This window comes from Kamptonema formosum PCC 6407, assembly GCF_000332155.1.
Taxonomy (GTDB): domain Bacteria; phylum Cyanobacteriota; class Cyanobacteriia; order Cyanobacteriales; family Microcoleaceae; genus Kamptonema; species Kamptonema formosum.
Window position 1 is genome coordinate 2,046,498 of sequence record NZ_KB235903.1, and the last position, 23,748, is coordinate 2,070,245.

Annotated in this window: 20 protein-coding genes; 16 read left to right on the forward strand and 4 right to left on the reverse strand. The window is 42.0% G+C overall.

The window, feature by feature from the left end:
• Nucleotides 1–387 precede the first annotated feature (387 nt).
• The 5 genes from dxs (at nt 388) to OSCIL6407_RS0113960 (ending at nt 3,766) form a co-directional block, all read left to right on the forward strand.
• Nucleotides 388–2,295, forward strand: a complete 1,908-nt coding sequence (gene dxs, locus OSCIL6407_RS0113940) for a 1-deoxy-D-xylulose-5-phosphate synthase (RefSeq protein WP_007356696.1) — start codon at nt 388–390, stop codon at nt 2,293–2,295.
• Between the two features lie 91 nt (nt 2,296–2,386).
• Nucleotides 2,387–2,704, forward strand: a complete 318-nt coding sequence (locus OSCIL6407_RS0113945; RefSeq protein WP_007356697.1) for a hypothetical protein — start codon at nt 2,387–2,389, stop codon at nt 2,702–2,704.
• Complete coding sequence (locus tag OSCIL6407_RS0113950; RefSeq protein ID WP_007356698.1) at nt 2,701–3,069, forward strand: hypothetical protein; 369 nt, start codon at nt 2,701–2,703, stop codon at nt 3,067–3,069. Before OSCIL6407_RS0113945 ends, OSCIL6407_RS0113950 begins: the two co-directional genes overlap by 4 nt.
• 80 nt (nt 3,070–3,149) lie before the next feature.
• Nucleotides 3,150–3,467 (forward strand): hypothetical protein, encoded by a 318-nt coding sequence (locus tag OSCIL6407_RS0113955; RefSeq protein ID WP_007356699.1) that lies wholly within the window; start codon nt 3,150–3,152, stop codon nt 3,465–3,467.
• Complete coding sequence (locus OSCIL6407_RS0113960) at nt 3,464–3,766, forward strand: hypothetical protein (protein WP_007356700.1); 303 nt, start codon at nt 3,464–3,466, stop codon at nt 3,764–3,766. The genes OSCIL6407_RS0113955 and OSCIL6407_RS0113960 overlap by 4 nt, the downstream gene beginning before the upstream one ends.
• Nucleotides 3,767–4,021: 255 nt before the next feature.
• On the opposite strand, the gene OSCIL6407_RS0113965 is transcribed toward OSCIL6407_RS0113960, so the two are convergent.
• Entirely contained in the window at nt 4,022–8,728 is a 4,707-nt protein-coding gene (locus tag OSCIL6407_RS0113965) for a DUF4347 domain-containing protein (protein WP_007356701.1), read from the reverse strand.
• A 535-nt stretch (nt 8,729–9,263) separates the two neighbouring features.
• On the opposite strand from OSCIL6407_RS0113965, the gene mtnA reads away from it, so the two are divergent.
• Together mtnA and OSCIL6407_RS0113975 are read left to right on the forward strand one after the other, a co-directional pair.
• Nucleotides 9,264–10,325, forward strand: coding sequence for an S-methyl-5-thioribose-1-phosphate isomerase (mtnA, locus tag OSCIL6407_RS0113970; protein ID WP_019487350.1), 1,062 nt, complete (start codon nt 9,264–9,266; stop codon nt 10,323–10,325).
• Nucleotides 10,326–10,458: 133 nt separating this feature from the next.
• Nucleotides 10,459–12,075, forward strand: coding sequence for a type IV pilin-like G/H family protein (locus OSCIL6407_RS0113975; protein WP_234709943.1), 1,617 nt, complete (start codon nt 10,459–10,461; stop codon nt 12,073–12,075).
• A 47-nt stretch (nt 12,076–12,122) separates the two neighbouring features.
• Here the strand turns inward: OSCIL6407_RS0113975 and OSCIL6407_RS0113980 are convergent, their stop codons facing one another.
• Both OSCIL6407_RS0113980 and OSCIL6407_RS0113985 read right to left on the reverse strand, forming a co-directional pair.
• Nucleotides 12,123–13,265: an ABC transporter ATP-binding protein gene (locus OSCIL6407_RS0113980; RefSeq protein ID WP_007356705.1), complete on the reverse strand. Its 1,143-nt coding sequence runs from the start codon at nt 13,263–13,265 to the stop codon at nt 12,123–12,125.
• Between the two features lie 31 nt (nt 13,266–13,296).
• Entirely contained in the window at nt 13,297–13,863 is a 567-nt protein-coding gene (locus OSCIL6407_RS0113985) for an HD domain-containing protein (protein WP_007356706.1), read from the reverse strand.
• Nucleotides 13,864–13,935: 72 nt separating this feature from the next.
• On the opposite strand from OSCIL6407_RS0113985, the gene OSCIL6407_RS0113990 reads away from it, so the two are divergent.
• From OSCIL6407_RS0113990 to OSCIL6407_RS0114015, 6 genes are all read left to right on the forward strand, one after another.
• Entirely contained in the window at nt 13,936–14,514 is a 579-nt protein-coding gene (locus OSCIL6407_RS0113990; protein WP_007356707.1) for a Uma2 family endonuclease, read from the forward strand.
• Nucleotides 14,515–14,624: 110 nt separating this feature from the next.
• Nucleotides 14,625–15,347, forward strand: coding sequence for an FAD-dependent thymidylate synthase (gene thyX / locus OSCIL6407_RS0113995; protein WP_007356708.1), 723 nt, complete (start codon nt 14,625–14,627; stop codon nt 15,345–15,347).
• Between the two features lie 117 nt (nt 15,348–15,464).
• On the forward strand, nt 15,465–15,899 hold the full coding sequence (gene dut / locus OSCIL6407_RS0114000) for a dUTP diphosphatase (protein ID WP_026103740.1): 435 nt from the start codon (nt 15,465–15,467) through the stop codon (nt 15,897–15,899).
• Between the two features lie 38 nt (nt 15,900–15,937).
• A complete protein-coding gene (locus tag OSCIL6407_RS0114005) occupies nt 15,938–16,531 on the forward strand; it encodes a deoxycytidylate deaminase (protein WP_007356710.1) in 594 nt (197 codons plus the stop codon).
• Nucleotides 16,497–16,724, forward strand: coding sequence for a hypothetical protein (locus OSCIL6407_RS0114010; RefSeq protein ID WP_007356711.1), 228 nt, complete (start codon nt 16,497–16,499; stop codon nt 16,722–16,724). Before OSCIL6407_RS0114005 ends, OSCIL6407_RS0114010 begins: the two co-directional genes overlap by 35 nt.
• Before the next feature lie 364 nt (nt 16,725–17,088).
• Complete coding sequence (locus tag OSCIL6407_RS0114015; protein ID WP_007356712.1) at nt 17,089–19,113, forward strand: NACHT domain-containing protein; 2,025 nt, start codon at nt 17,089–17,091, stop codon at nt 19,111–19,113.
• Between the two features lie 355 nt (nt 19,114–19,468).
• Here OSCIL6407_RS0114015 and OSCIL6407_RS0114020 read toward each other — a convergent pair whose 3' ends face one another.
• Nucleotides 19,469–20,005: a P-loop NTPase family protein gene (locus OSCIL6407_RS0114020; protein ID WP_007356714.1), complete on the reverse strand. Its 537-nt coding sequence runs from the start codon at nt 20,003–20,005 to the stop codon at nt 19,469–19,471.
• A gap of 237 nt (nt 20,006–20,242) precedes the next feature.
• Between OSCIL6407_RS0114020 and OSCIL6407_RS0114025 the strand changes: the two genes are divergently transcribed.
• The 3 genes from OSCIL6407_RS0114025 to OSCIL6407_RS0114040 all read left to right on the forward strand — a co-directional run bounded on the left by OSCIL6407_RS0114025 (nt 20,243) and on the right by OSCIL6407_RS0114040 (nt 23,724).
• The gene (locus OSCIL6407_RS0114025) at nt 20,243–20,800 is read left to right on the forward strand and encodes an adenylate kinase (protein WP_007356715.1); all 558 of its coding nucleotides are present in this window, start codon (nt 20,243–20,245) and stop codon (nt 20,798–20,800) included.
• Between the two features lie 416 nt (nt 20,801–21,216).
• Nucleotides 21,217–21,948 carry a ribonuclease PH gene (gene rph, locus OSCIL6407_RS0114030; RefSeq protein ID WP_007356716.1) on the forward strand — a complete coding sequence of 244 codons (732 nt, stop codon included), beginning with the start codon at nt 21,217–21,219 and terminating at the stop codon, nt 21,946–21,948.
• A 108-nt stretch (nt 21,949–22,056) separates the two neighbouring features.
• Nucleotides 22,057–23,724, forward strand: a complete 1,668-nt coding sequence (locus tag OSCIL6407_RS0114040; protein WP_007356717.1) for a hypothetical protein — start codon at nt 22,057–22,059, stop codon at nt 23,722–23,724.
• The last annotated feature ends 24 nt before the right edge of the window (nt 23,725–23,748 follow it).

Genomic DNA, 23,748 nt, shown 5'->3' on the forward strand with positions numbered 1-23,748 from the left:
CGCAAAGCCAGCGACCAAACGGAACTATCAACAAGAACATTCATAAAGAAACCGGGTTTTTTGACGAAAATACTTCGTTGTTACCCACATATTGCAGGAGGCAGGAGGCAGGAGGAAAATTCAATAGTAGACATGGTTTGGGCGATCGATAATGTCCTAATCGTTGTGGCGGTTGCTATACGATCTCAAAAACCCGGTTTCTGGGTAAAGTTGAGCCAAATTGTCATCAACCATGTGAGAATAAATTTTAACACTTAGCACAAATTTAATATATTGTTAGTATAAAATTGGTTAACTTTTGTACCCCAGACCAACCAGAACCAGAAGGGGCAAGCCAAGTCAGTTAAAATTGCTTGAAGTAATAACTATCCAGGGTAACTAAAGTTTATGCACCTGAGCGAACTGACTCATCCGAATCAACTGCACGGTCTATCCATTAACCAATTGCAGCAGATTGCGCGGCAAATTCGAGAAAAACATTTAGAAACAGTAGCGACTAGCGGCGGCCACCTCGGTCCCGGATTAGGAGTCGTCGAACTAACGATCGCACTTTACCAGACTCTAGACCTCGATCGCGATAAAGTCCTCTGGGATGTCGGCCACCAAGCCTACCCTCACAAATTGCTAACCGGTCGCTACGATCGCTTTCATACTCTACGCCAAAAAGACGGCGTTGCCGGCTACCTCAAACGCTGCGAAAGTAAATTCGACCATTTCGGTGCCGGTCACGCTTCCACCAGCATCTCCGCCGGTTTAGGTATGGCCCTCGCGCGGGACATGAAAGGCGAAAACTTTAAAGTTGTAGCCGTAATTGGTGACGGCGCATTAACTGGTGGTATGGCCCTAGAAGCCATCAACCACGCCGGCCACTTGCCGAAAACTAACTTATTAGTCGTTCTCAACGACAACGAAATGTCAATTTCGCCCAATGTCGGCGCAATCCCCCGGTATCTCAACAAAATGCGCCTCAGCGCACCAGTTCAGTTTCTCAAGGATAATCTAGAGGAACAATTCAAGCACATTCCCTTCGTTGGCGAGACTTTCACCCCAGAAATGGAACGGCTAAAAGAAGGGATGAAACGGTTAGCAGTACCGAAAGTTGGCGCTGTCATTGAAGAATTGGGCTTTACTTATATGGGGCCAGTGGACGGCCACAATTTGGAAGAATTGATTGCGACTTTCAAACAAGCACATACAATACAAGGGCCCGTATTGGTTCATGTCGTGACAGTGAAGGGCAAAGGATATGCGATCGCAGAAAAAGACCAAGTAGGCTATCATGCCCAAAACCCCTTTAACTTAGCCACTGGCAAAGCCATACCCTCCAACAGACCCAAGCCTCCCGCCTACTCAAAAGTCTTTGCCCACGCCCTGATCAAACTAGCAGAAGATAACCCCAAAATTGTTGCTATTACTGCGGCAATGGCAACGGGAACTGGCCTGGATAAATTTCAGGAAAAACTGCCTAAACAATACATCGACGTTGGCATCGCCGAACAACACGCCGTTACTTGTGCCGCTGGATTAGCCTGCGAAGGAATTAGACCCGTTGTCGCCATTTATTCTACCTTTTTGCAAAGAGCCTATGACCAAATAGTTCACGATGTTTGCATCCAAAAGTTACCAGTTTTCTTCTGTTTAGACCGGGCAGGAATCGTCGGTGCCGACGGCCCAACTCATCAGGGAATGTACGATATTTCTTACTTGCGGTGTTTGCCAAATATGGTATTAATGGCACCAAAAGACGAAGCCGAATTGCAGCGGATGATTGTTACTGGTATTAATCATACTTCCGGCCCGATTGCGATGCGTTATCCTCGTGGCAATGGTTACGGCGTTCCCCTGATGGAAGAAGGATGGGAAGAATTGCCCATTGGTAAAGGTGAAATTCTGCGCCAAGGCGACGACGTACTCATGCTTGGTTATGGATCGATGGTACAACCAGCAATGCAGGCGGCTGAGATTTTGAGCGAACATGGTATTGAAGCAACAGTCGTAAATGCGCGTTTTGCTAAGCCTTTGGATGAGGAATTAATATTACCTCTAGCTCACAAGATTGGGCGGGTTATAACTTTGGAAGAAGGCTGTGTAATGGGCGGCTTTGGTTCAGCAGTAGCGGAATCTTTATTAGATCGAGATATTGCAGCCAAGGTGATCCGAATTGGTGTACCTGATGTGTTAGTAGATCACGCTACTCCCGAACAATCTTTTACAGAATTGGGTCTGAATCCAGCTCAAATTGCAGAGCGCGTGCGGGCAAGTTTCAGCTCGAAGTTATCAACAGTTAGCGTCTAGTTAGCTATAATTGTAACGCCGCCCTCTGGGCGGTGATTTAAATGCCCAGAGGGCGGCGTTACGACAATTTGAATAAGAGAGAAAATTAACCATGACTGAAACAAAAACAACTCGGACTGTAAGGCGCGGCAGATTATTTCCTGAAATCCAGTGGTCAGAAGAAAAGAAAGCTGAGTGGCGAGCTCAAAGAAAAGAAATTCGCCAGCGTTGCAAAGTAGTTTTCGATCGCCTTCAACCTGAGTTGATTAAAACACACTATAACTGGTATATGGCAGTTGAACCCGATAGTGGCGATTATTTCATTGCAGACGATGAAGAAGTCGTGACAAAGATGGCGCATGAGAAACATTCCCATGCTAAAATTCACGTTTTTCGGATTAATGAGACAGGAGTTTGTGGAACGATATGATAGAGGGCTGGTTTGGTGATGAGGATGAGCTATTTTTTGAAATAGATTTAATTGCTGTTGATGGTCTAGCACTACCCGTTGATGTATGGCTGGATACGGGATTTTCGGGCTGGTTAGCTATTAACAACCAGGATTTGCAGGGGCTTAATTGGTCTTATTTGCGTCAGGACACTATGCGAACAGCACAGGGAGAGTTTGATTTCGATATTTATGTAGGAAAGGTACGAATAGATGGACAAGAGTTTGATATTCCCGTTCATGTTGGTGATGGAGTTCCGGAAATTTTACTTGGTAGGCAATGGCTGAAAACTCGGCGGTTAGTAGTCGATATTCCTTCAGGTGTGTTAACCTTGGGAGCAAGTTGAAATGCGATCGCGAAATTTAGTTCAGAAAGATATGTTAAATTACAAAGTATAGTACCACCTGAGATCGAGGAGAATCAACTATGACTGAGACGAAAACAAATCGTACTGTCCGGCGAGGCCGATTATTTCCTGAAATCCAGTGGTCACAAGAAAAGAAAGCCGAGTGGCGAGCTGAAACAGAAGACATTTACCAGCGTTGCAAAGTAGTTTTCGATCGCCTTCAACCTGAGTTGATTAAAACACACTATAACTGGTATATGGCTGTTGAGCCTGATAGTGGCGATTATTTCATTGCGAAGGAAGAAGAAGTAGTGACAAAGATCGCGAAAGAGAAACATCCCAACACTAAACTGCACGTTTTTCGGATTAACAAGACAGGAGCTTACGGCACAATATGATAGAGGGAAAGTTTGGTGATGAGGATGAACTTTTTTTTGAAATTGAGTTAATAGCTGCTAATAGCTTAGAGTTACCAGTTGATGCCATGCTAGATACAGGTTTTTCAGGCTGGTTAGCGATAGAAAATCAGGATTTAGAAGGCCTTGATTGGATTTACGTTAAGCAGCAAATGATGCGGACAGCTAAGGGAGAATTCAATTTCAAGCTTTATGCAGGAAAGGTACGAATAGATGGACAAGAGTTTGATATTCCCGTTCATGTTGGTGATGGAGTTCCGGAAATTTTACTTGGTAGGTAATGGCTGAAAACTCGGCGTTTGATAGTTGATATGGCATTAGGTATATTAACATTGGGAGCAAGTTGAAGTGGGAGCGAACTAAAGTTTTTTTCAACTATATAAGTGTAGGACTTACGCACAGAATAACTAAAAAATCACCCTTTAAGATTGCTTGAATGCGTAGGATAAGCAGTCAAAAGCATCGAAATGATATCCAACGCCAATGACAGAAAATAGTAGTGAGTGCGTAAGTCCTAAATAGCTTGCAGACAGACTCTAGATAATGGCAAAATTTGTGGCATTAATTAAACTTGCCGAAATTCCGTTCACAGAGGCAAGCAGTTCATTGGTACTCGCCAACCGAATTAAGGCAGCATTATTGCCCTGAGTAATACTCAGATCGAAGAAACTTAAACCATTACTTAATCCGATCAAATCTTGACCTGTTTGAAAGTCCAAAATAGTATCGCTTCCTTCTCCAATCACTAAAGCGAAAATATCATTTCCGCTACCTCCCAACAGAGAATCATTGCCCTCATCGCCTTTCAACAAGTCATTATTAGCACCACCAATCAGATAATCATCATCTTTACCGCCGTAAAGAGTATCATTACCAACATAGCCGTTGAGTGTATCTTGGCCTTCATTGCCATAAAGGAAGTCATCGCCCAAACCGCCGCACATTTGGTCTTGCCCGCCCGCAGTACCGACGGCAAGGGGACTGCCTGTATCCCCGTAGATGGTATCATTGCCATCACCACCGCAAAGAGTGTCATTTCCTTCATCGCCGAAAAGTAAATCGTCTCCTAAATCCCCTACGGCGATGTCATTGCCTTTGCCGCTCTGTACTGTATCATTTCCATCACCGCCTGAAAGAGTATCTTCACCTTCTTCCCCGTTGAGGTAGTCATTGCCAGTACCGCCAAAAAGTAAATCTTGTCCTGTTGAATCGAGGTTAGAGGGGTCAAGAGTGCCGCCATAAAGGGTGTCATTACCTTCATTGCCAAGTAAGGTATCGTTACCTTTGTCGCCAAAAATCAGGTCGTCATCTTTGCCACCGATCGCGATATCGTTATCTTTACCTGCGAAGATGGCATCGTTGCCTGCATTACCGTTGAGGTAGTCATTGCCTTCATTTCCCAGCAATAAATCGGGGTCTACGTCGGGGCCAATGGGGATAATGTTAGGAAATCCGCCATAAATATTGTCGTTTCCTGCTTGACCAAGGAGGCGATCGCTACCATCTAATCCATTAATGCTGTTATTGGCATTATCGCCGATGATGTCGTCGTTGCGATCGCTGCCATTGAGTATATTCTCGACTGCATTTGGGCCGGGAATATCACTTAAGCTAGGGAAGGTTATCTGTTTGCAAATGCAATCAGGGTCTTGAGGTTCTGGAGTTGGAGTTGGAGTATTTGTCGGAGTTGGGGTTGGAGTATTTGTCGGAGTTGGGGTTGGAGTATTTGTCGGAGTTGGTGTAGGAGTTCCTGTCGGAGTTGGTGTAGGAGTTCCTGTTGGAGTTGGTGTGGGAGTTCCTGTTGGAGTTGGTGTGGGAGTTCCTGTTGGAGTTGGTGTGGGAGTTCCTGTTGGAGTTGGGGTTGGAGTTCCTGTTGGAGTTGGAGTTCCTGTTGGGGTTGGAGTTCCTGTTGGGGTTGGAGTTGGCGTTGGTGTTGGAGTTGGTGTGGGAGTTCCTGTTGGAGTCGGGGTTGGAGTTGGCGTTGGTGTCTGCAAGTCGTCATTTGCGATCGCGCCAATGCCAGTCGCTTTTGCTATAGTCGCATTAGTAGGAGTGCTGAGATTAACATTAAATGTTTCGTCAGCTTCAAAATTAGTATCGCCATTGACAGCAATAGTAATGGTTTTTGTGGTTTCTCCTGCGGCAAAAGTGACGCTTCCTGTGGCCGCTGTATAATCGCTGTCACCAATAGTAGCAGTGCCGTCAGACGTAGCGTAATTAACGCTGACTGCTTGGGAACTAGCATTATTTAAGCTAACAGTAAATACAGCATTCGTAGCGCCGCTGTTGCCTTCTGTAACCGTGATATCGTTAATGCTGATACTAGGTTCGGTAGATTGAGTATCATCATTAGTAATAGTGCCAATGCCAATCGCTTTGCTAATAGTCGCATTGGTAGGAGTGCTGAGATTGACATTAAATGTTTCGTCAGGTTCAAACTTAGTATCGCCGTTGACAGCAATATTAATGGTTTTTGTGGTTTCTCCTGCGGCAAAAGTTACGCTTCCTGTGGCTGCTGTATAATCGCTGTCAGTAGTGGTAGCAGTAGCGTCTGATGTGGCGTAATTAACAGTAACAGGTAAATTAGAAACGGCTGAAAGAGTAGCAGTAAAAGCAGCATTAACAGTACCAGAATTTCCCTCAGTGACAACTACATCATTGATAGAAATGCTAGGACTATCATCATTGGTAATAGTCGCGGTGGCAGTGCTTGTGGTGACTGTAGAACTTTCCGGCGCTGCTGTCAAATTCGGATTAGACAAAGTGGCAATAATTGTCTCATCAGCTTCACCTAATGTTTCTCCCAAAACATCAACAGTAATGGTTTTGCTTGTCTCGCCAGCGGCAAAGGCGATCGTTCCTGTTGCCGTATTAGCGCCATTTCCATTGATATTGATATTGTTGTAGTCTGCGCCGTTAGTAGCCGTGCCTGCGATCGCATAATCTACTGTACTCGCTACCCCAACACCGCCGCTGCGGGTGACAGTGTAGGTCACAGTTTGACTGCCAGAGTTGCCTTCAGTTAGAACACCTGTAGCGGGATTTGTCAGCGCGATCGCATAGGAAATTGCATCGTTGTCTGTAATTGTCACCGTAGCATTACTATTAGTAGTATCTATGGTGTAATTGCCAGTACCTAAATTCAGTCGCAGCGTCTCTCCAATCTCAGGAATAGTATCATCAACCGGGGTGAGAGTAACATCAACAAAAGCTTGTCCGTTGGGAATAGTGACAGGAAAGGTACTGCTAAGATTGTAGTCAGCAGCAACAGCGGTGCTACTGCCATCAATGGCGAGATTAACTGTTAAATTACCTAACGTGCTACCAGTGCGACTAATGCGAAAAGTACCTGTACTTCCACCTTCAATAGCTGTACTCGTTGGGGCCGTAATGCTGACGGTTTGCTGTAGTTCAAAAGCACCAATGTCAGCAGCGCTGCCAGAAGGTCTTGTTAAGTTACGCTGATCGGTAGTAGGTGCGATCGCGTTACCCGCATCGATCGCGGGACTGCCTGCATTCAGTGCGTGCGTTTGTGTAAGGCCGCCGTTACTTGCCAGCGCTGCCAGATTTGGATTGATGGGAGTGCCAGCAGTACCTACTTGGTCGTTATTCGTGCCATTCGTGAAGTTACTACCAGTACCGTCTCCAATTAAATTATTGCCCTCACTGGTAAAAAATGTGCCGTCTACATCGGGGTTTAACGGAGCCGTATTCCCAGCAATAATCGTGTTACGGACATTTGCCGTAGCAGTGTTGAAGATTCCCCCGCCTTGGTTAGTTGCACTATTGAGAGTAAGAGTGCTGCTTCTTAGATCCAGCGTGCCACCATTTCTGATCGCACCGAACTGGGCTGCCGTGTTCGCAGAAAACGTGCTGTTGGTAATGGTTGCCGGGCCGCTGTTGACAATACCGCCGCCGTTTTGTGCGGCTTGATTGCCATTGAACGTGCTGTTAGTGACACTCAATGGCTGAGTGGCATCGTTTCTGATCGCACCGCCATCAGCCGCCGAAATGTTGTTAGTAAAAGTGCTGTCGGTAATGCTTAATAGTTCGCCGCCGCCTCTGTGGAAAATCGCGCCACCACCGTCGGTGTTTTGGGAAGCGTTGCCCCTAAACGTGCTGCCAGTAATGTTTACTGCACCGCTATCGATCAAGATAGCACCACCGCCTTGGCTAGCTGCCGTAGCTGTATTTTCGATGAAACTGCTGTTAACAATGGTTAAAATACCGCCACCGTTTCTGATCGCGCCGCCGCCCGAACCATTAGCGGTATTGGCCTCAAAGGTGGAACTCGTTATTGTCACCGTGCCGCCATTGTTGAAGAGAGCACCTCCTGTCCCAGCGGTATTACTGGAGAAGTTAACGTTGGTGAGGTTCAGGGTGACACCGAAGCCGTTATTAATGCCGCCAGTTCCATTAGCAAACGTGAGGTTAGAAATACTAACAGGGCCGTTAGCAGTGCTAAGTATCTGTACTGCGCTATTACCAACTGTCAAGTTACCTACCCCAGGGCCGTTCAGAGTAACGCTTTCATTAATGGTTGGTAGCGTTGCAGCGAGGGTAATTATGCCAGTAATGCCAGTCAGGTCAATAGTGTCGTTAGTATTGTTAAAAACAATAGCGGCCAGATCGGCATTTACGGGTGTATTGGTATTGAGAGAAGTAATTGCTTCGCGCAGAGTGATCGTACCGTCAACAGCAATAGTATCTGCTGTGCTATTTACATTAATAGTTGTCAGTACAGAGGTGTAAGCTGCGATCGCATCTTGGCTGAATGCCAAAGGTGTCTCAATCGAACCAATTGTTACTTCTAAATCCCAATCACCACCTAATGCAGCACTCCCTGTAAGACTTTTGGAGGCGGCGATATCTGCACCCGTAAGTTGATTGAGGCGAGAGATAAAATTTTTCCCTTCTATTTGGGCCGCTACGTTGCAACCATAAAGAAGGATGTCAGCGTTGGTAGTTAAAGCATTTTTCCACTGTTGAAACTGACTAGCGTATACGTCTAAATTGTGAGAATTTAGCTGAATTGCCCCCAGTTGCAAACTTCCAGGGCCGCCGTGAGAAACGATGTGAATGGCAGAAATATTAGTGCAGCTAGCAAGTAACTGTGTAATTTGCTCGACTCCATCTTCCGTCGCGTCCAGTATAAATACTTCTTTTCCTGGTTCCGCACTCTGTGCAAGACTTTGGTAATCTTCAACGGTAGAGTCAATAAAAACTATTTGTGTATTGTTCATGATGAGTTTTCCTGATAGATGCAAATGGGATCGATTATGACTTTTCCCAGTAAATACAAATACAGCCAGATGAAGAGGACTTATGCACGCCGAGATCAGAAACCTGGCTTATTCGTAAATTTCTAGCGCGAAACCAATGATTTTTCTGAGAATCACGGTTTCTGTGCGAAGTCCTAATCAAATAGCGATCGCCTTGCCAACAATACAAATTAGTATTGAAAAATAACCATTAACTTGACAGTAATGGCTGAGCTAAATATATGAGCGGCAAAACGAAATACTTGAGTCATCGCCTGACTTAAAGTCCAAGGACAACAACTAGAACAAATTCGTTCCCAATTCTAGTAAAAATATCTGTAAGGCAAGCATTCCGGCAGTAAATCTCTGCCTCTAACCAATAACTTATCAGCGGTTATGCTTCGCCCCTACAAAATTGGGATGCTACCCTGGATCTATCCCTGGCAACATTGGGGAAGTAGTGCTAATATGGCATGATTAGGTTTGTCTGTGATATTTTTAAGTTCCCTTCACGTCTATGACCTCCCAAAGCACTCAAGTTTCACCTGTCATCTGGAAAGAAGACCGCGTATATCTCATTGACCAAAACCGACTTCCCAGCGAGTATACAGTTGTCGAAATTAGCTGCTGTGAAGATATGGCCGAGGCGATTAAGACCATGATTGTCCGAGGTGCTCCGGCAATTGGTATTGCGGCGGCCTACGGCATTTATTTAGGCGCAAGAGAAATTGAAACTACTGACCGCGATCAATTTTTAACTAAACTCGAAGCAATCGGTGAGTTATTAGCTGCAACTCGTCCTACTGCTGTTAATTTGTTTTGGGCAATATCGCGAATGCTAAAAACTGCCCGTCAAACTAGCGGTTCTGTGGAACAAGTGCAACAAGCATTGTTAGAAATGGCGAAAACCATTCATGCAGAAGATTTGCAAACTTGCAAAGATATCGGCGATAAAGGTTTAGAAGTATTGCCAAAAACACCGGAAAAACTAACTCTTTTGACTCACTGCAATGCTGGTGGTTTAGCAACTGCTGGTTATGGTACAGCTTTGGGTGTAGTGCGTTCCGCATGGCGAGATGGAAGATTAGCAAGAGTTTTTGCTGATGAAACTCGCCCCCGCCTTCAAGGTGCAAAATTAACAACTTGGGAATGCGTGCAAGAAGGGATTCCGGTCACTTTAATTAGTGATAATATGGCCGCTCATTGCATGAAACAAGGTTTAATTCATGCTGTAGTTGTCGGTGCTGACAGAATTACAGCTAATGGCGATGCTGCTAATAAGATTGGCACTTATAGTTTAGCAATTGTTGCCAAGGCTCATAACATCCCATTTTTTGTAGCTGCGCCGCTATCTACAATTGATTTCGCATTATCAAATGGCGATCTGATTCCGATTGAGGAACGCGATCCTGTTGAGCTTTATCAAGTGGGTAATACGCGGATTTGTCCGGTAGGAGTAGAGTTTTATAATCCGGCTTTTGATGTTACGCCTGCTGAATTAATTACAGCAATTATTACAGAGTATGGCGCAGTTCCTCCTGGGGAGTTAAAACAGTTTCAGGCTAAGCAATTAGTTTAATTGTTAACTGTTAACTGTTAACTGTTATAATGGTACAGTTTAAATGTAGGGTGGGCATTGCCGCACATAATCTTTAATTATTAGCCGATATTCATCGCCGGCAATGCCCACCTTACAAATTAGTTTACATAGTATGGCACTCAACCACTTGTTCAATCGGATTTCTATAAGACTCAGAAATGCTTATAGCTACTGCAATCGGCAAATCAAAGCTATTTTAATGGCTCTGATGACAGTTTTTTTCACTACAACCAGTCATTCCCAATTAGAAAAAGAAGCGATTAACGCCAAGGAATCACAAGGAATACAATATATTTGGGCTATGAATATAGCTCAGCAAGGTTATTATGCAGAGAATGGTGATTTTACGGATACTATTCCCAACTTGGGGAGTAGCATCCCAACTCAAACTGCCAATTATAACTACTCAATAAGCAAGGGGAACCAAGCCGTATTTAATTATGCCACAGCGCGAGAACCAAACCTAAAAAGTTTTGTAGGCGGAGTCTTTTTGGTAGGTGATGAAATCCAAACAATTTTATGCCAAGCTAATGTTGCAGATACGACTAAACCTGCTAATCCAATTAATGACAATGGCGTTTTACTCTGCGGTGTTAATACTACAGAAGTAAGCAATTCACCGCTGCGCTCAAACGCTAGACAGTCTGTTTCATCAATGAACCGCGCTCAGCAAGCTTACTATGCAGAAAATGGTATTTTTACAGCTTCCCTTGCAAAACTAGGAATTGGTATTAGGGCTCAAAATCCTAATTACAACTACTCAATTAGCCTCAGCAACGAAGCTGTATTTAGTTATGGAATTTCACGGGAATCAGACCTATATAGTTATGTAGGGGGTGTATTTTTAGTAAGAGATGTTAACACCGATATTTCTACTAAGACAATTGTATGTGTAGCTAATCTTCCAGGCACGGTTCAACCCGCCAATCCTACTAATAATAATGGCGTTTTAGCCTGTGGTGCTAATACGACAGAAGTAAACAATAATTTACCTAGTGCTCAAAAGTTTGTTTCGTCAATGAACCTTGCTCAGCAAGCTTACTATGCAGAAAACGAGAGTTTTACGGATACAGTGGAAAAACTAGGACTTGGTATTAGTCCTGAAAATCCTCAATACAACTACTCAATTCAGCTAAGTAACAACACGGTATTTCATTATGGAATTTCCCGGCAATCTGACCTTAAAAGTTATGTAGGAGGTTTATTTTTACTACCAAATATTGAGCATGAGATTTTTTTTAAGAGAATTTTATGTGTAGCTAATCTTCCAGGTATGACTCAACCCGCCAATCCAATTAACAATAATGGTGTTTTAGCCTGCGGTGCTGATACTATGGAAGTAAGCAATCCACCGCTAGCATTAAATACTGATGCTAAGCAGTATATTTTTTCAATGAACATCGCTCAGCAATTATACTATGTAAGGCACGATAGTTTTACAGATTCTCTTGAAAAACTAGGGGTTGGCATTAAGGCTGAAACTCCCAATTATAACTACTCAATTCACCTCACTAACAATGCTGTATTTCATTATGGAATTTCACGGGAATCGGGATTTAAAAGTTACGTGGGAGGTGTATTTTTACTAGGAACTGGTGACAAAGAAATGTCTGCTACTCATAGAATTTTATGTGTTGCTAATCTTCCGGGTACGATTCAACCTGCTAATCCAATTAATAATAATGGCGTTTTAGCCTGTGGTGCTGATACGACAAAGGTCAGCATATAAATACACGAATGTGGAAGATGAGCGACTTTAAACTCAGAATTAAGCTACTATGGATATAACGCATTACCAGTGGTAGGATCGAAGACAAAGAGATAATTAAAATCTAGTTGCACAGAAATGCGATCGCCTGGATGCAAACGCACATTTGCAGGTACTTGTATCTGTATAGAAGTGGGAAAATTTTCTCCCTCTAACATTGGCAAACCAGCGCGAATTAACGTTTCTCGCCCCAGAGGTTCAACTACTTTGACTTCAACTTCTAACGGCAATTTCTCTAATGCCCAAAGATCGCTATTTAAGTCGTCTTCCTGTTTACTGCGATTGCTAAATATTTCTATGTATTCGGGGCGAATCCCTAAATCAAAACCTTGCCCATCACGGGGTTGCAATCTCTCTCGAATTGATGGCGGGCAGGCTAAAGATTGACTTCCTATTTGAAAAGTGCTATTAGTATAAGTTGCTGGTAAAATATTCATTGAAGGATTGCCTAAAAATGTAGCAACCATCCGGTTAGCAGGTTTAGCATAAATATTTTGAGGTTCGCCAATTTGTTGGATCTTACCCTGATTTAATACTACAATTTTATCAGCTAATGTCATCGCTTCTACTTGATCGTGAGTAACGTAAACTGTAGTAATTCCTAGTCGTTGATGTAATTGTTTTAGTTCTGCCCTGGTATCGTCTCGCAACTGGGCATCGAGGTTAGATAAAGGTTCATCTAATAGAAATATTTTCGGTTCTCGTGCGATCGCTCTTCCTAATGCTACCCGCTGTTGTTGTCCTCCTGATAACTGTTTGGGTTTGCGATTAAGGAGGTGATCGATAGAAAGAGAACGGGCTACATTTTCAACTCTCTCTCTAATTTTTGTGGCTTCAAAATTACGCATTTTTAACCCAAATGCCAGATTTTCTGCTACTGTCATGTGCGGGTAAAGGGCGTAATTTTGAAACACCATTGCGACATCTCTTTGTCGGGCGGGGACATTGTTAACTAAAGTATCTTGAATGTAGAGATTGCCAGAGGTAGCGGTTTCTAAACCTGCAATTGTCCGCATAATTGTAGATTTGCCGCAACCGGAAGGCCCGACTAAAACCCAAAATTCGCCATCGGGGACTTTAAAGGTAATGTCTTCAATAGCGGTGACATTATTAAATCGTCTAGTAATATTTTCTAATCGCAGATTTGCCATTTATTGGTTGTTAGTGGTTAGTTGTTGGTTGTTAGTTGTTAGTCAATTCTTCTAACTCTAAAACTACGCGGTCTAATTCTTCAACTAGGGGTGTTGATTCAGGTTTGCGAAATGCTTCTACTAAAGAGCGATAATACCAGAGACTTCCCTCTTTTCCACCTTTAAAGCGTTCCCAAATTAAATCTCCAATTTGGCGGTAATCATTGACAATTGACCTAGCATTGTACAGCTTATCTGCGGCTGAAACTAATCTTACCGATCGCGTTGCTGTGGGGATGTGGGCGATGTAGGCTTCCTTGCGCGATCGCCAAGGGGGTTTCGGGGTCGCGTCTGAGTCGGTACACCCATCTACAATCGCCGTTACAGCGTCCCCAAAGCGGCGGCGAATCTCTTGGCGGGTAGCGTCGCCGCCTTGGTCTTCGATCGCATCGTGGAGGAGGGCCGCGATCGCTTCATCCTCATTCGCACCATATTCTAAGGCAATACTAGCAACACCTAACAAATGAGCAATGTAAGGAACTCCAGAGCCTTTGCGGATTTGATTAGCATGGAGTTCGGTAGCATAAATGAGAGCTTCTGTAAATCTACTTGATAGCATTTTTTGTGTTTATTTGCTCAAGTTTATGTTTTAATAGTAATGGTCAGTTGTTTCTCGAAACGAGGTAACAAAATGGTAATTGCCATTAATCCAATTTTAGCAGATAAATCGGAAGAATTGCAAGTAGAAGAGCCGCAAAAAGTTTTATCCTTAGAAGAGTTTATCGCACACCCTCCCGACAGGATGGAATGGGTTGACGGTCAATTAGTGGAGAAAACAGGAATGACATTCAAGCACGGTCTAGCTCAATCTCAACTTGACTATTGGTGGAGAAGTTACAAGCTTTCCAGCGGACAAGGGGGAGAAGTTATCACAGAAACACTTTGTCGCACTCAAAAACAAAGTCGCCGGCCTGACGTTGCTTATATCACTCCTGAACTTCTACCAACAGGTAATTTTACAGTATTCCCTCAAAGTTTCCCCCTAATTGCTGAAGTAGCTTCTCCTGAAGATAGCGGTGAAGAATTATTTGCCAAAGCTCAGGAATATTTAGAATCAGGTTGTCAGGAAGTGTGGCTATTATTTCCTGAAGCGAAGTTAATTTTAGTTAACGATCGGCAGCGGTGGATATTATTTAATTCGGGGGAAATTGTCAGCACTCAAAATGTGCTTTTAGGATTTAGCGTGGCAGTCAATGAATTATTAGCATAAATTTAGTTATTAAAATAGTTGCTAAAGTTCTCAGATTATGGAATGATATATAACGATTGAGGTTCGTTTAACTACCGCCCTCGCTATTGACCAGTAAAAAACAACATATAATGGATAGATTCAGAGTAGAAGTTATTTCTCAAACGCCCAATCCTCAGCAAGTAATTTATGCTGCACTCCATCAAGACTATACTGAGAATTTTGTATTTGATGAGCGCGATTCCTGGCCATCAGAGGCACAATGTGGCGAAATTATTGTCAAGCGACTCTTAGCAGGAGAAAGGGGGCATTATGGCCCATTAGAACATCCACAAATTGTGTTTAATTGTGGTTACTTTCCTCATAGTGTAATGCAGCAAGCTAGGACTCATCGTGTTGGAGTATCCTTTGATGTACAATCCCTACGATATACGGGCAATCAATTTCTGGATGTAGCCATCGGCAAAAAAGACATAGAAGACGTTTTCTACCTACGTCCCGTAGATTATTATACTGACCGCGAAGGAAAAAAATACTACTACTCTCCCGAACAAAGAGAACAAGATTTACAGTGGTGTTTAGAAGCAGTTAAACGCTACAAAATTGACTTTGACGGAGGGATGTCGGAGGAACACGCCAGAGGGAAATTACCCTTTGATTATCGCCAGCATTTTATAGTTAGCTTCAACTTAAGGTCTTTCCTGCATTTTTGTGACCTCAGAAACAAGAAAAATGCTCAACTTGAAATCCAAAAACTCTGCGAAATGATGTGGCCTCATTTCGAGAATTGGGCTCCTGCTATCGCTGAGTGGTATACAGCTACTCGTTTAGGAAAAGCAAGGCTAGCACCGTGATCTTTGACGGTTTTTATTTATAGCTGGTGATGGTAAAATGTTCTAAACGCTGCCCTCTGGACGATGATTTTACCGCTGAGAGGGCGGCGTTACGCGATCGATAAAAATGCAAAATCAATGAAGTTAAAAATCCTGAAACTGAATGAATTAGCCATAATTCCTAAATATGCCCATGAGTATGATGCGGGACTGGATTTATTCTCTATAGATGAATTAGAAATTGCTCCCGGAGAAAGCAAATTAATCCCTACAGGAATATCCATAGAATTACCTCACAAAACAGAGGCTCAAATTCGTCCTAGAAGTGGTTTGGCTCTGAAACATCAAATTACCGTACTCAACACTCCTGGGACGATAGATGAAGGCTATAGAGGTGAAATTGGAGTGATTTTAATCAATCACGGTCAAACTAATTTTAAGGTAACAAGAGGGATGAAAATTGCTCAAATGGTAATAGCGCCAGTAATTCATGTTGAAATTGAAGAAGTTGAGATGTTAAGTTCCAGCTCTAGGGGGGATAATGGATTTGGATCGACAGGAATCTTGCAATAAATTGCTCTAACTGGTAAAGCTCTAATTCTACACTTTGAATGTACAATACACCTGATAATTACGAACCTCCTCACAGACCAACTTGGGATGAATATTTTCTAATGTTGGCAAAACTCGCGGCCACGCGCTCAACTTGCCTCGCTTTTCCCGTAGGCGCAGTAATAGTTAAAGATCGCCAAGTTGTAGCTACAGGATATAATGGTTCCCCGTCGGGTTCAGTTCACTGCACTGCTCAAGGATTCTGCTATCCGGGGTTGAGTAGTTGCGATGCTAGTCAAGCATTGCCATCCCGTGCTATTCATGCTGAGGCAAATGCGATCGCGCAAGCTGCCAGACACGGCATTAGTACGGCTGGTGGTAGCATTTATGTCACCCTAGAGCCTTGTATTTATTGTTTGAAATTAATCATTTCAGCAGGAATTAGGGAAGTCTTTTACGAGGCTGTTTTCAATACTGGAGATAAGGCTAAAGTCAGAGATTCTTTCGTGAGTGAAGGTATTGTGACTATCAAACAAGTTCAGCTATCGGAAGCTACGGCAAAAATGGCTGCTGTTTATTTGCTAAATCCGACTTCTGTACAGACAAAGCCTTTAACAGATGTCAGTTCATTTTCAAATTTTGTTACTAAATAGACCTCTTGCAAAAGTAGGCGAGGCGCTCGCCGCGATCGCGCCCTTTACTCACCGAATACCAGACCGAACCACACTACAGCGTCATGCGGATATGATTGAACGCGGTGGCCAGGAAGGAATTGCGGAGGAGTTGGACTACAAAAATGTGAAGGAGCGGTATCTGGCTGCGGTGAAAGCGATCGGTCAAGTTTAATCAATCTGCGATCGCTTGTTGTGGGGATGAGATTGAAGGAGGCGATCGCACTTCATCAGAAAAAGTGATCGCACTAACTTGACAATTAACCAAAAACACAGTTATCATGTACCAAAAACACAGTTATCACGTCCCTACAAGATGAGCGATCAAACTTGAGTCGGCACGCAGTAACCCACAATGAGGTTATTATTTTCCATAGTTGGGTTGCGTTCCTTAAGCAAATAAACAAGATCGGCGATCACACTAAATCATTTAGCCTGTAAGCATTGTAAACTTATAATGCCTCTCAAGTTCGGTAGAGCCATAAATATTCATTTTTATCCACATATTTAACTTCTATTGTATATACATTTATTTTCTTATGAACATTGATGATTTTAAACATCTTTTTCCATTTCCAGAAAACTGGATCAATACTATCCTTCTATTGCTTTTCTTTAGATTTTTGCCATTCATTATTAAATCTATAATCCCATTAACTAAGTTATATTCAACCTTTAAAGAGTTTAAAGATTGCAAAATTCTTACGGAAAAATTAAGTCGAGGTGCATATGATAAAGAAACAATACAACAATCAACTAAATATTACATCAGCCCTAAGTGTTCAAATATAGATCCAGCCCAAGAAGAAGAAGTACGACAAGCATTAATGGCGACAAGAGAAAGTTTATTTGACAAAATAGATTATTTTTTAGATCATGACTCTTCTAAAAGACACTTACTCATACTAGCTGACTCTGGAACTGGCAAAACATCATTTGTTTTAAATTATTATGCTTATAATTTACGTCGAAGTCAGAACAAATCTCAAAATTTATTTTTAGTACCTCTCGGCTTGAAAGATGCTGATACACAAATTAGCGAATATGAAAATAAAAATGAGACTGTTATTTTTCTTGATGCCTTAGATGAAGATACGAAAGCGATTGAAGATCATCGTACACGCATCAGATATCTTATGGATGCTTGTCGAGATTACAAGCGAGTGATTATTACTTGCAGAACACAATTTTTTCCAAATGATGAAGAAATGCCTGTTGAAACAGGCATTGCTCGGCTAGGCCCTCGAAAAGCTGGAGAAAAAGGTGTTTATGAATTTTGGAAACTTTATCTTTCTCCTTTTGATGATAATGATATAGACCTTTATCTTCAAAAGCGTTTTCCCTTTTGGCTTTCTAGCGAACGGAAAAAAGCTAAAGAGTTAGCTTATCGGATTAAGTCACTAAGTGTGAGACCGATGCTTTTAGCTCATATTCCTGATGTTATTGAGTCAGGATACAAAATAACTCAATCTTACCAGCTATATCAACTAATGGTAGATGCTTGGTTAGAGCGAGAGTCTTCTTGGGTAAGCAAAAGTGAGTTAGGAGAATACTCAGAACGGCTTGCTGTAAATCTTTATGTTAATCGGGAAAAAAGAGGAATGGAGAGAATTCCTTATGAAGAGTTAGAGGGCTTAGCTAATGAATGGAATAGTAATTTAATACAGTGGCAACTTAGTGGAAGATCACTTTTAAATCGGGATGCACAGGGAAATTATAAATTTGCTCATCGCTCAATCATGGAGTACCTTTATGTTAAAAGGCTACTTCAGGGAGATTTTGATTGTAGTGGTGTTATTCTTACCGACCAAATGAAACGTTTTTTGATCGAAATAATTGCAACTAAAAGCGATAATTTTAGTATTGACAGAGTTTTAGAGTTTTTGCTAAAAATAGAAGTTTCTATTGATTACGAAGATAGAATTACTTTAGAGAGAAATAAACAAAATGCTATTGATAAAGTACCTAATGATAATGATTTAGAAGAGTTAATTAATGCCCAAAAAGATTTTCTTATTAAATTAAATGAGTTTTCCAACGACGCTATGATTTTAATCCGCTTAATTGAGATATATCCATTTTCTTATCGTGATATTGATGAAGTTTCAATGAAAATCAGTGGAGTAAATGACGAACTTTTTTTGAAATTACAAAATTTAGGTTTTAGTAATTCCTATATTAAGCAAGTTCTTGAGCTATTACTCCCTGATTTATTTAATTCTTCAAGAGAATATTTTATAAGAAGGGATAAAACTAGATTGATAATTAGATCACAAATATACTCTATTGAAATGGGAATAGAAAATAAATTAGGGAAGATAATTGAAAATGAACCAGACAAAGCAATTGAAAATAAATTGGAAGAGAAAATTGAAATAGAAACAGAATCTAGCTCAAGAGCTGAAATACATCGAGATGTAAAACGTTTTGTAGAACTTTATGGCATTAATGGGGTAATAAGCTTTTCTTTCATTAATCAATTGCCATTTTGCAAGATCGAACCTTTATACCCCAGTCTTAATAATTTTTCTTTAAGGATTAATACCTCTGCTTTATTATTATAGAGTGTGATTTCTTGGTCTTTTTTCACATTTACGATTTCGATATTGAGTTCTATGATAAAATCTGGCGGACTGATGATATGGTAGCGCGATCGCTATTACTGTGAGTCGTGATTTTTAGGCGATCGCCTCAATTATCTAACTGCTAGAGGTTTTGCCGATCGCACTCAGCCTGAAACATTAGATCGCCATCCGATCGCACGCAATGAAGCACCTGCATGATACAAATTCAGTAGCATCATTAATAGAGTAGTGCAGGCATCTTGCCTGCTATTCTACAAAATTGCAGGCAAGATGCCTGCACTACAAAATACATAAAGGAGGTAAACTAACCTCACCAACTCTAGGATTTTCCGAGTTAAGGTCTGTGACTTTTCCTAATTTCTGTTACTTGATCTGCCGCATCTAAAAGTGCCTGTGGCATCTCTGGCCCTGTCAAAATGAGATCGATTTGACGGGGGCGCTTTTCTAGCAGGGTCAAAACTTCTGCTTCTGAAATCAAGCCAAAATTAACCGCCAAACTCAATTCATCTAGAATTACCAGATTGTAACGTCCTTCAATGACAGCATCCTGAGTCCACAGCCACAAATCTCGCAAAGAGTTAGTCTCTGCTTCATCCAACTGCGGCGTGTCAATGCAGCGGGGCAAGTTGCAGCGCACCCAATCTAAATTTTGCCCTAACCGCACGGGATGCTCGTGTCCCTGATTAATTCCCCCCTTGAGAAACTGCACCACTAGCACTCCTGTCCCCTGTCCCGCAATTCTGAGCGCTTGAGCCATTACACTGGTAAAAAAGCTACGGTGATGGCAACTGAAGACTTGCACGAGTCCTTCGACTGTGTGGGGTAAGCTGCAAGGCAAATTGAGAGTAGGGGTTTCAAGCTGGGCAACCATAAGGCAATCTCGAATTAGCAGTGGGTCTTTAACGCGGCTCCGAGTTTGAGGCAGAGCGACGCTACTTAACAATATATAGTGTAGTTGTCGGATTGCAAAGCTCTTTACACACTAGATATATGCGATCGTCTTAACCTAGTGGCTGTCTCGATCTCAGCTTTTTGGCAGGGAGACAGCATCAAAGGTACACTTCCGAAAGATAAATTTTTAATATCAGGGCATGAGGAGCAGGAAACCGTGAGATTAGTGATTTTAGGAGGGCCGGGGGCTGGGAAGGGAACTCAAACTGAACTATTGTGCAGCTATTTGAGTATTCCTTGCATTTCGACGGGGGACATCCTGCGAGAGGCGATCGCATCTCAAACCAATTTAGGTCGCCTCGCGGAACCCTATGTTGAAAAAGGGGATTTAGTTCGTGATGAGACTATGATCGAGTTCATCCGCCAGCGACTTCTACTTCCTGATGTCACTAAGGGTTGGCTGTTGGATGGCTATCCGCGCACTGCTTTTCAAGCTGAGGAGTTAGATTTTTTAGTAGATGAGTTTGGGCAAAAAGTGGATTGGGCGATATATTTGAATGTGCCTGATGCTGTATTGATGAGTCGTTCTCTGGGGCGATCGCGTGCTGATGACCAACCAGAAATAGTGCAGCGTCGGATCGAATTATTTCGCGATCGCACCATTCCCATCCTAGAATATTACGAACACCGCCAAAAACTCTTAACTGTCAGCGGCAACCAACCCCCAGACCAAATACATCAAGAAATCTTAAAAAAGCTAATGGCTAATGGCTAATGGCTAATTGCTAATAGTTAATTGCTAATGGCTAATTGCTAATTGCTAATGGCTAATTGCTAATTGCTAATTGCTAATAGTCAATTGTTGATTAAAGGTAGGGTGGGCAAAGCCACAAACAACCTACAACTAATAACCAAAGAACCTTTCCGGCTTTGCCCACCACATAACGAGATACAACTAAGTAAGTTTTTGTTTAATTTCATCCTGCAACTATAGCTAGGGGCTAGGGGCTAGGGACTAGGGGCTAGGGAAGAAAGGAATAGAATCAGCGAGTTCCAGCAATGAGCGAGTGTCCTAACTGCCAAGAAGGTTACTATAACAACTAACCACTAACCACTAACCACCAACAACTAACCACCAACAACTAACCACCAACAACTAACCACTAACAACTAACAATTAACAAATTTATTATGTCTTGGCAACGTCCCGACGGCCGACAACCGAACCAACTCCGTCCCATTAGTTTCCAGCGAGAATTTACCAAATTTGCCACTGGTTCAGTTCTAGCTAGAAGCGGCGACACGCAGGTACTTTGTACTGTTTCCATTCAGCCAGGAGTACCTAAATTTTTACAATTTACAGGACAAGGTTGGTTAACTGCTGAATATCGAATGTTACCAGGAGCAACACCTCAACGACAAGAAAGAGAACTAATGAAACTATCTGGACGCACCCAAGAAATTCAGCGCTTAATAGGTCGCAGTTTGCGTTCTTGTTTAGATATGAATTTGTTAGGAGAGCGTACAATTATTGTCGATGCCGATGTTTTGCAAGCCGATGCCGGCACTCGCACAACATCAATTACTGGGGGATTTGTAGCTTTAGCTGATGCTTTAGATAAGCTGGTAAAAAACGGAGAATTAGAACAATCTCCCATAGTTTCCCAAGTGGCCGCCGTATCAGTTGGACTTTTGGAAGGAGAGCCATTTTTAGACCTGAATTACCCAGAAGATGTCGCGGCTGAAGTAGATTTTAATGTGGTAATGAAAGAAAATTTGAGCATTATTGAAATGCAAGGCACAGCCGAAGAAGGAAGCTTTAGCCGCACGCAGTTAAATCAAATCTTGGATGTAGCAGAAAAAGGAATTAAAGAATTATTAGAATTTCAACGTCAAGCTCTTAGAACTTCAGCCACTCTCTAAATCTCAGATTAACTTCTTTTGGATTTTACTTTAGAAATTGTAATTTTTACTTGCCGACCTCTAGCGATGGCTGCTACAATCGAACCATCTAGATTGTAGCAAATAATCATGACAACCACATTTTTATCTAAATGTCAAGCTGCCTTGAAACATTCTGGGTTCAAGATAGGTATGGTAATTGTGACAATCGCCCTCATTGGCTTTTCAACAGTTGGTCAGTATGGATTCTCCATTGATGAAGCCACAGAGATCGCAATGGTGCGGAGAAACTATGAACTGATTACCAAAGGTCAGCCTATTCCCAGCGATCTAAAATACTTTGGAACCTTATTTAATTTTACTGCCGAAGCAATATTTCAAATTAATCAATATCTTCACAAAGGTTTATCCTATAGTCCAACCAATTATGAAGGCGATGCTAATAACGATCGCGGGAAAGCCAAAGCACTCTACGATCGGATTCAGATTAAACACCCTTTAACTTTTTTAGTTTCTTTAATTACCTATCTTTCAGTCGCCGGGATTGTTGGCATACTTTGTGGTTGGGAATACGCTTGGTTTGCTCCTATAGTCCTAGCACTTTTTCCGAGATTTTGGGGACATAGTTTCTTTAATCCTAAAGATATTCCCTTTGCATCTTTATTTACTCTTTCTACCTATGCAGGCGCTCATTTACTCAATCACTATCACAAAAATCAGCCTGAATTAAAACTTGAATTTAATCAAACTCATTTCTTTTCAATTTTGTATGGAATTTTAGCTGGAATGCTTACCAGCGTTAGAATTGGCGGATTTTTGATGATGTTTTTTATTTTTATTGCTCACGTAGGAATTACCTTGGGACAAGGTGTTAGCAATGTAAAAAACCTTTATAAATATGCAATTTGCTATATCTTAATGTTTCTTTCTTGGGCGGCAACTGTTACTATCTTACAACCAGCATCTTGGTCTAACCCCCTTGGCTGGTTTTTGGAAACAATTGGCTATCTTTCCAAACATCCGCTGCCTATAAAAACTTTATTTAATGGTATCGAATATCCGATCCAAGATATTCCTTGGTACTTCACCTCTCAGTGGTTGTTAATGACAATTCCAGTTATTTTTCAAATCTTTTTTTTAGTAGGTTTAGGGTTGCTAGCAACGAAATATAAACAATTCTCATCTCTTCAGCAATCCTGTTCTCTGTTAATTTTACTACAAATATTTGGGCTTCCAATTATTGCAATAATTAAACAGGCATCTGGCTATGACGATATGAGGCACTTTATGTTTGTACTGCCAGGAATTGCCAGCATAGCTACTGCTGCTTTGATTTGGCTTTACCAAGCAGTCGCAATCAAGAAACCTGTACAAATAGCAGGCTTAACATTTATCGTAATAGTTTTTACAGCAATTATCATTGAGATGATTCAGCTACATCCCTATCAATATATCTATTTCAATCGCTTATCGGGGGGATTAGCAGCAGCCCCTAATCGTTACGAAATTGATTATTGGGGATTGGGGATGCGGGAAGGTATGGAGTGGATCAACAAAAATGCCGACCCCAAAGATACTGTTTTAGTAGGAGGATTTTTGTACTCAGCTAATATCTTTGCCGATCCCAATCTCACTGTGATTAAGTCGGAAGAGGCGGAAAAAAAAGGAATTTCTAAGCCATTTTACTATTTACCTTGGGGGCGGTGGGGATTCCCAAAAGAATTCCCAGAATGTCCAGTTGTGCATAAAGTAGAAAGACAAGGAGTAGCCTTAACAATTGTTAAAAAGTGCCAATAGAAGAGGGGCTAGGGGCTAGGGGCT

What these genes read in the sequence shown, in the direction of transcription:
- OSCIL6407_RS0114020 (WP_007356714.1), bottom strand. Translation starts at nt 20,005, where the DNA reads ATGGTTGCCCAGCTTGAAACCCCTACTCTCAATTTGCCTTGCAGCTTA.
- OSCIL6407_RS0113980 (WP_007356705.1), bottom strand. Translation starts at nt 13,265, where the DNA reads ATGGCAAATCTGCGATTAGAAAATATTACTAGACGATTTAATAATGTC.
- rph (WP_007356716.1), top strand. Translation starts at nt 21,217, where the DNA reads ATGTCTTGGCAACGTCCCGACGGCCGACAACCGAACCAACTCCGTCCC.
- OSCIL6407_RS0114005 (WP_007356710.1), top strand. Translation starts at nt 15,938, where the DNA reads ATGTACAATACACCTGATAATTACGAACCTCCTCACAGACCAACTTGG.
- dut (WP_026103740.1), top strand. Translation starts at nt 15,465, where the DNA reads ATGAAGTTAAAAATCCTGAAACTGAATGAATTAGCCATAATTCCTAAA.
- dxs (WP_007356696.1), top strand. Translation starts at nt 388, where the DNA reads ATGCACCTGAGCGAACTGACTCATCCGAATCAACTGCACGGTCTATCC.
- OSCIL6407_RS0113975 (WP_234709943.1), top strand. Translation starts at nt 10,459, where the DNA reads ATGGCACTCAACCACTTGTTCAATCGGATTTCTATAAGACTCAGAAAT.
- OSCIL6407_RS0113945 (WP_007356697.1), top strand. Translation starts at nt 2,387, where the DNA reads ATGACTGAAACAAAAACAACTCGGACTGTAAGGCGCGGCAGATTATTT.
- thyX (WP_007356708.1), top strand. Translation starts at nt 14,625, where the DNA reads ATGGATAGATTCAGAGTAGAAGTTATTTCTCAAACGCCCAATCCTCAG.
- OSCIL6407_RS0114010 (WP_007356711.1), top strand. Translation starts at nt 16,497, where the DNA reads ATGTCAGTTCATTTTCAAATTTTGTTACTAAATAGACCTCTTGCAAAA.
- OSCIL6407_RS0113955 (WP_007356699.1), top strand. Translation starts at nt 3,150, where the DNA reads ATGACTGAGACGAAAACAAATCGTACTGTCCGGCGAGGCCGATTATTT.
- OSCIL6407_RS0113985 (WP_007356706.1), bottom strand. Translation starts at nt 13,863, where the DNA reads ATGCTATCAAGTAGATTTACAGAAGCTCTCATTTATGCTACCGAACTC.
- OSCIL6407_RS0113960 (WP_007356700.1), top strand. Translation starts at nt 3,464, where the DNA reads ATGATAGAGGGAAAGTTTGGTGATGAGGATGAACTTTTTTTTGAAATT.
- OSCIL6407_RS0113950 (WP_007356698.1), top strand. Translation starts at nt 2,701, where the DNA reads ATGATAGAGGGCTGGTTTGGTGATGAGGATGAGCTATTTTTTGAAATA.
- OSCIL6407_RS0113990 (WP_007356707.1), top strand. Translation starts at nt 13,936, where the DNA reads ATGGTAATTGCCATTAATCCAATTTTAGCAGATAAATCGGAAGAATTG.
- OSCIL6407_RS0114015 (WP_007356712.1), top strand. Translation starts at nt 17,089, where the DNA reads ATGAACATTGATGATTTTAAACATCTTTTTCCATTTCCAGAAAACTGG.
- OSCIL6407_RS0114040 (WP_007356717.1), top strand. Translation starts at nt 22,057, where the DNA reads ATGACAACCACATTTTTATCTAAATGTCAAGCTGCCTTGAAACATTCT.
- OSCIL6407_RS0113965 (WP_007356701.1), bottom strand. Translation starts at nt 8,728, where the DNA reads ATGAACAATACACAAATAGTTTTTATTGACTCTACCGTTGAAGATTAC.
- mtnA (WP_019487350.1), top strand. Translation starts at nt 9,264, where the DNA reads ATGACCTCCCAAAGCACTCAAGTTTCACCTGTCATCTGGAAAGAAGAC.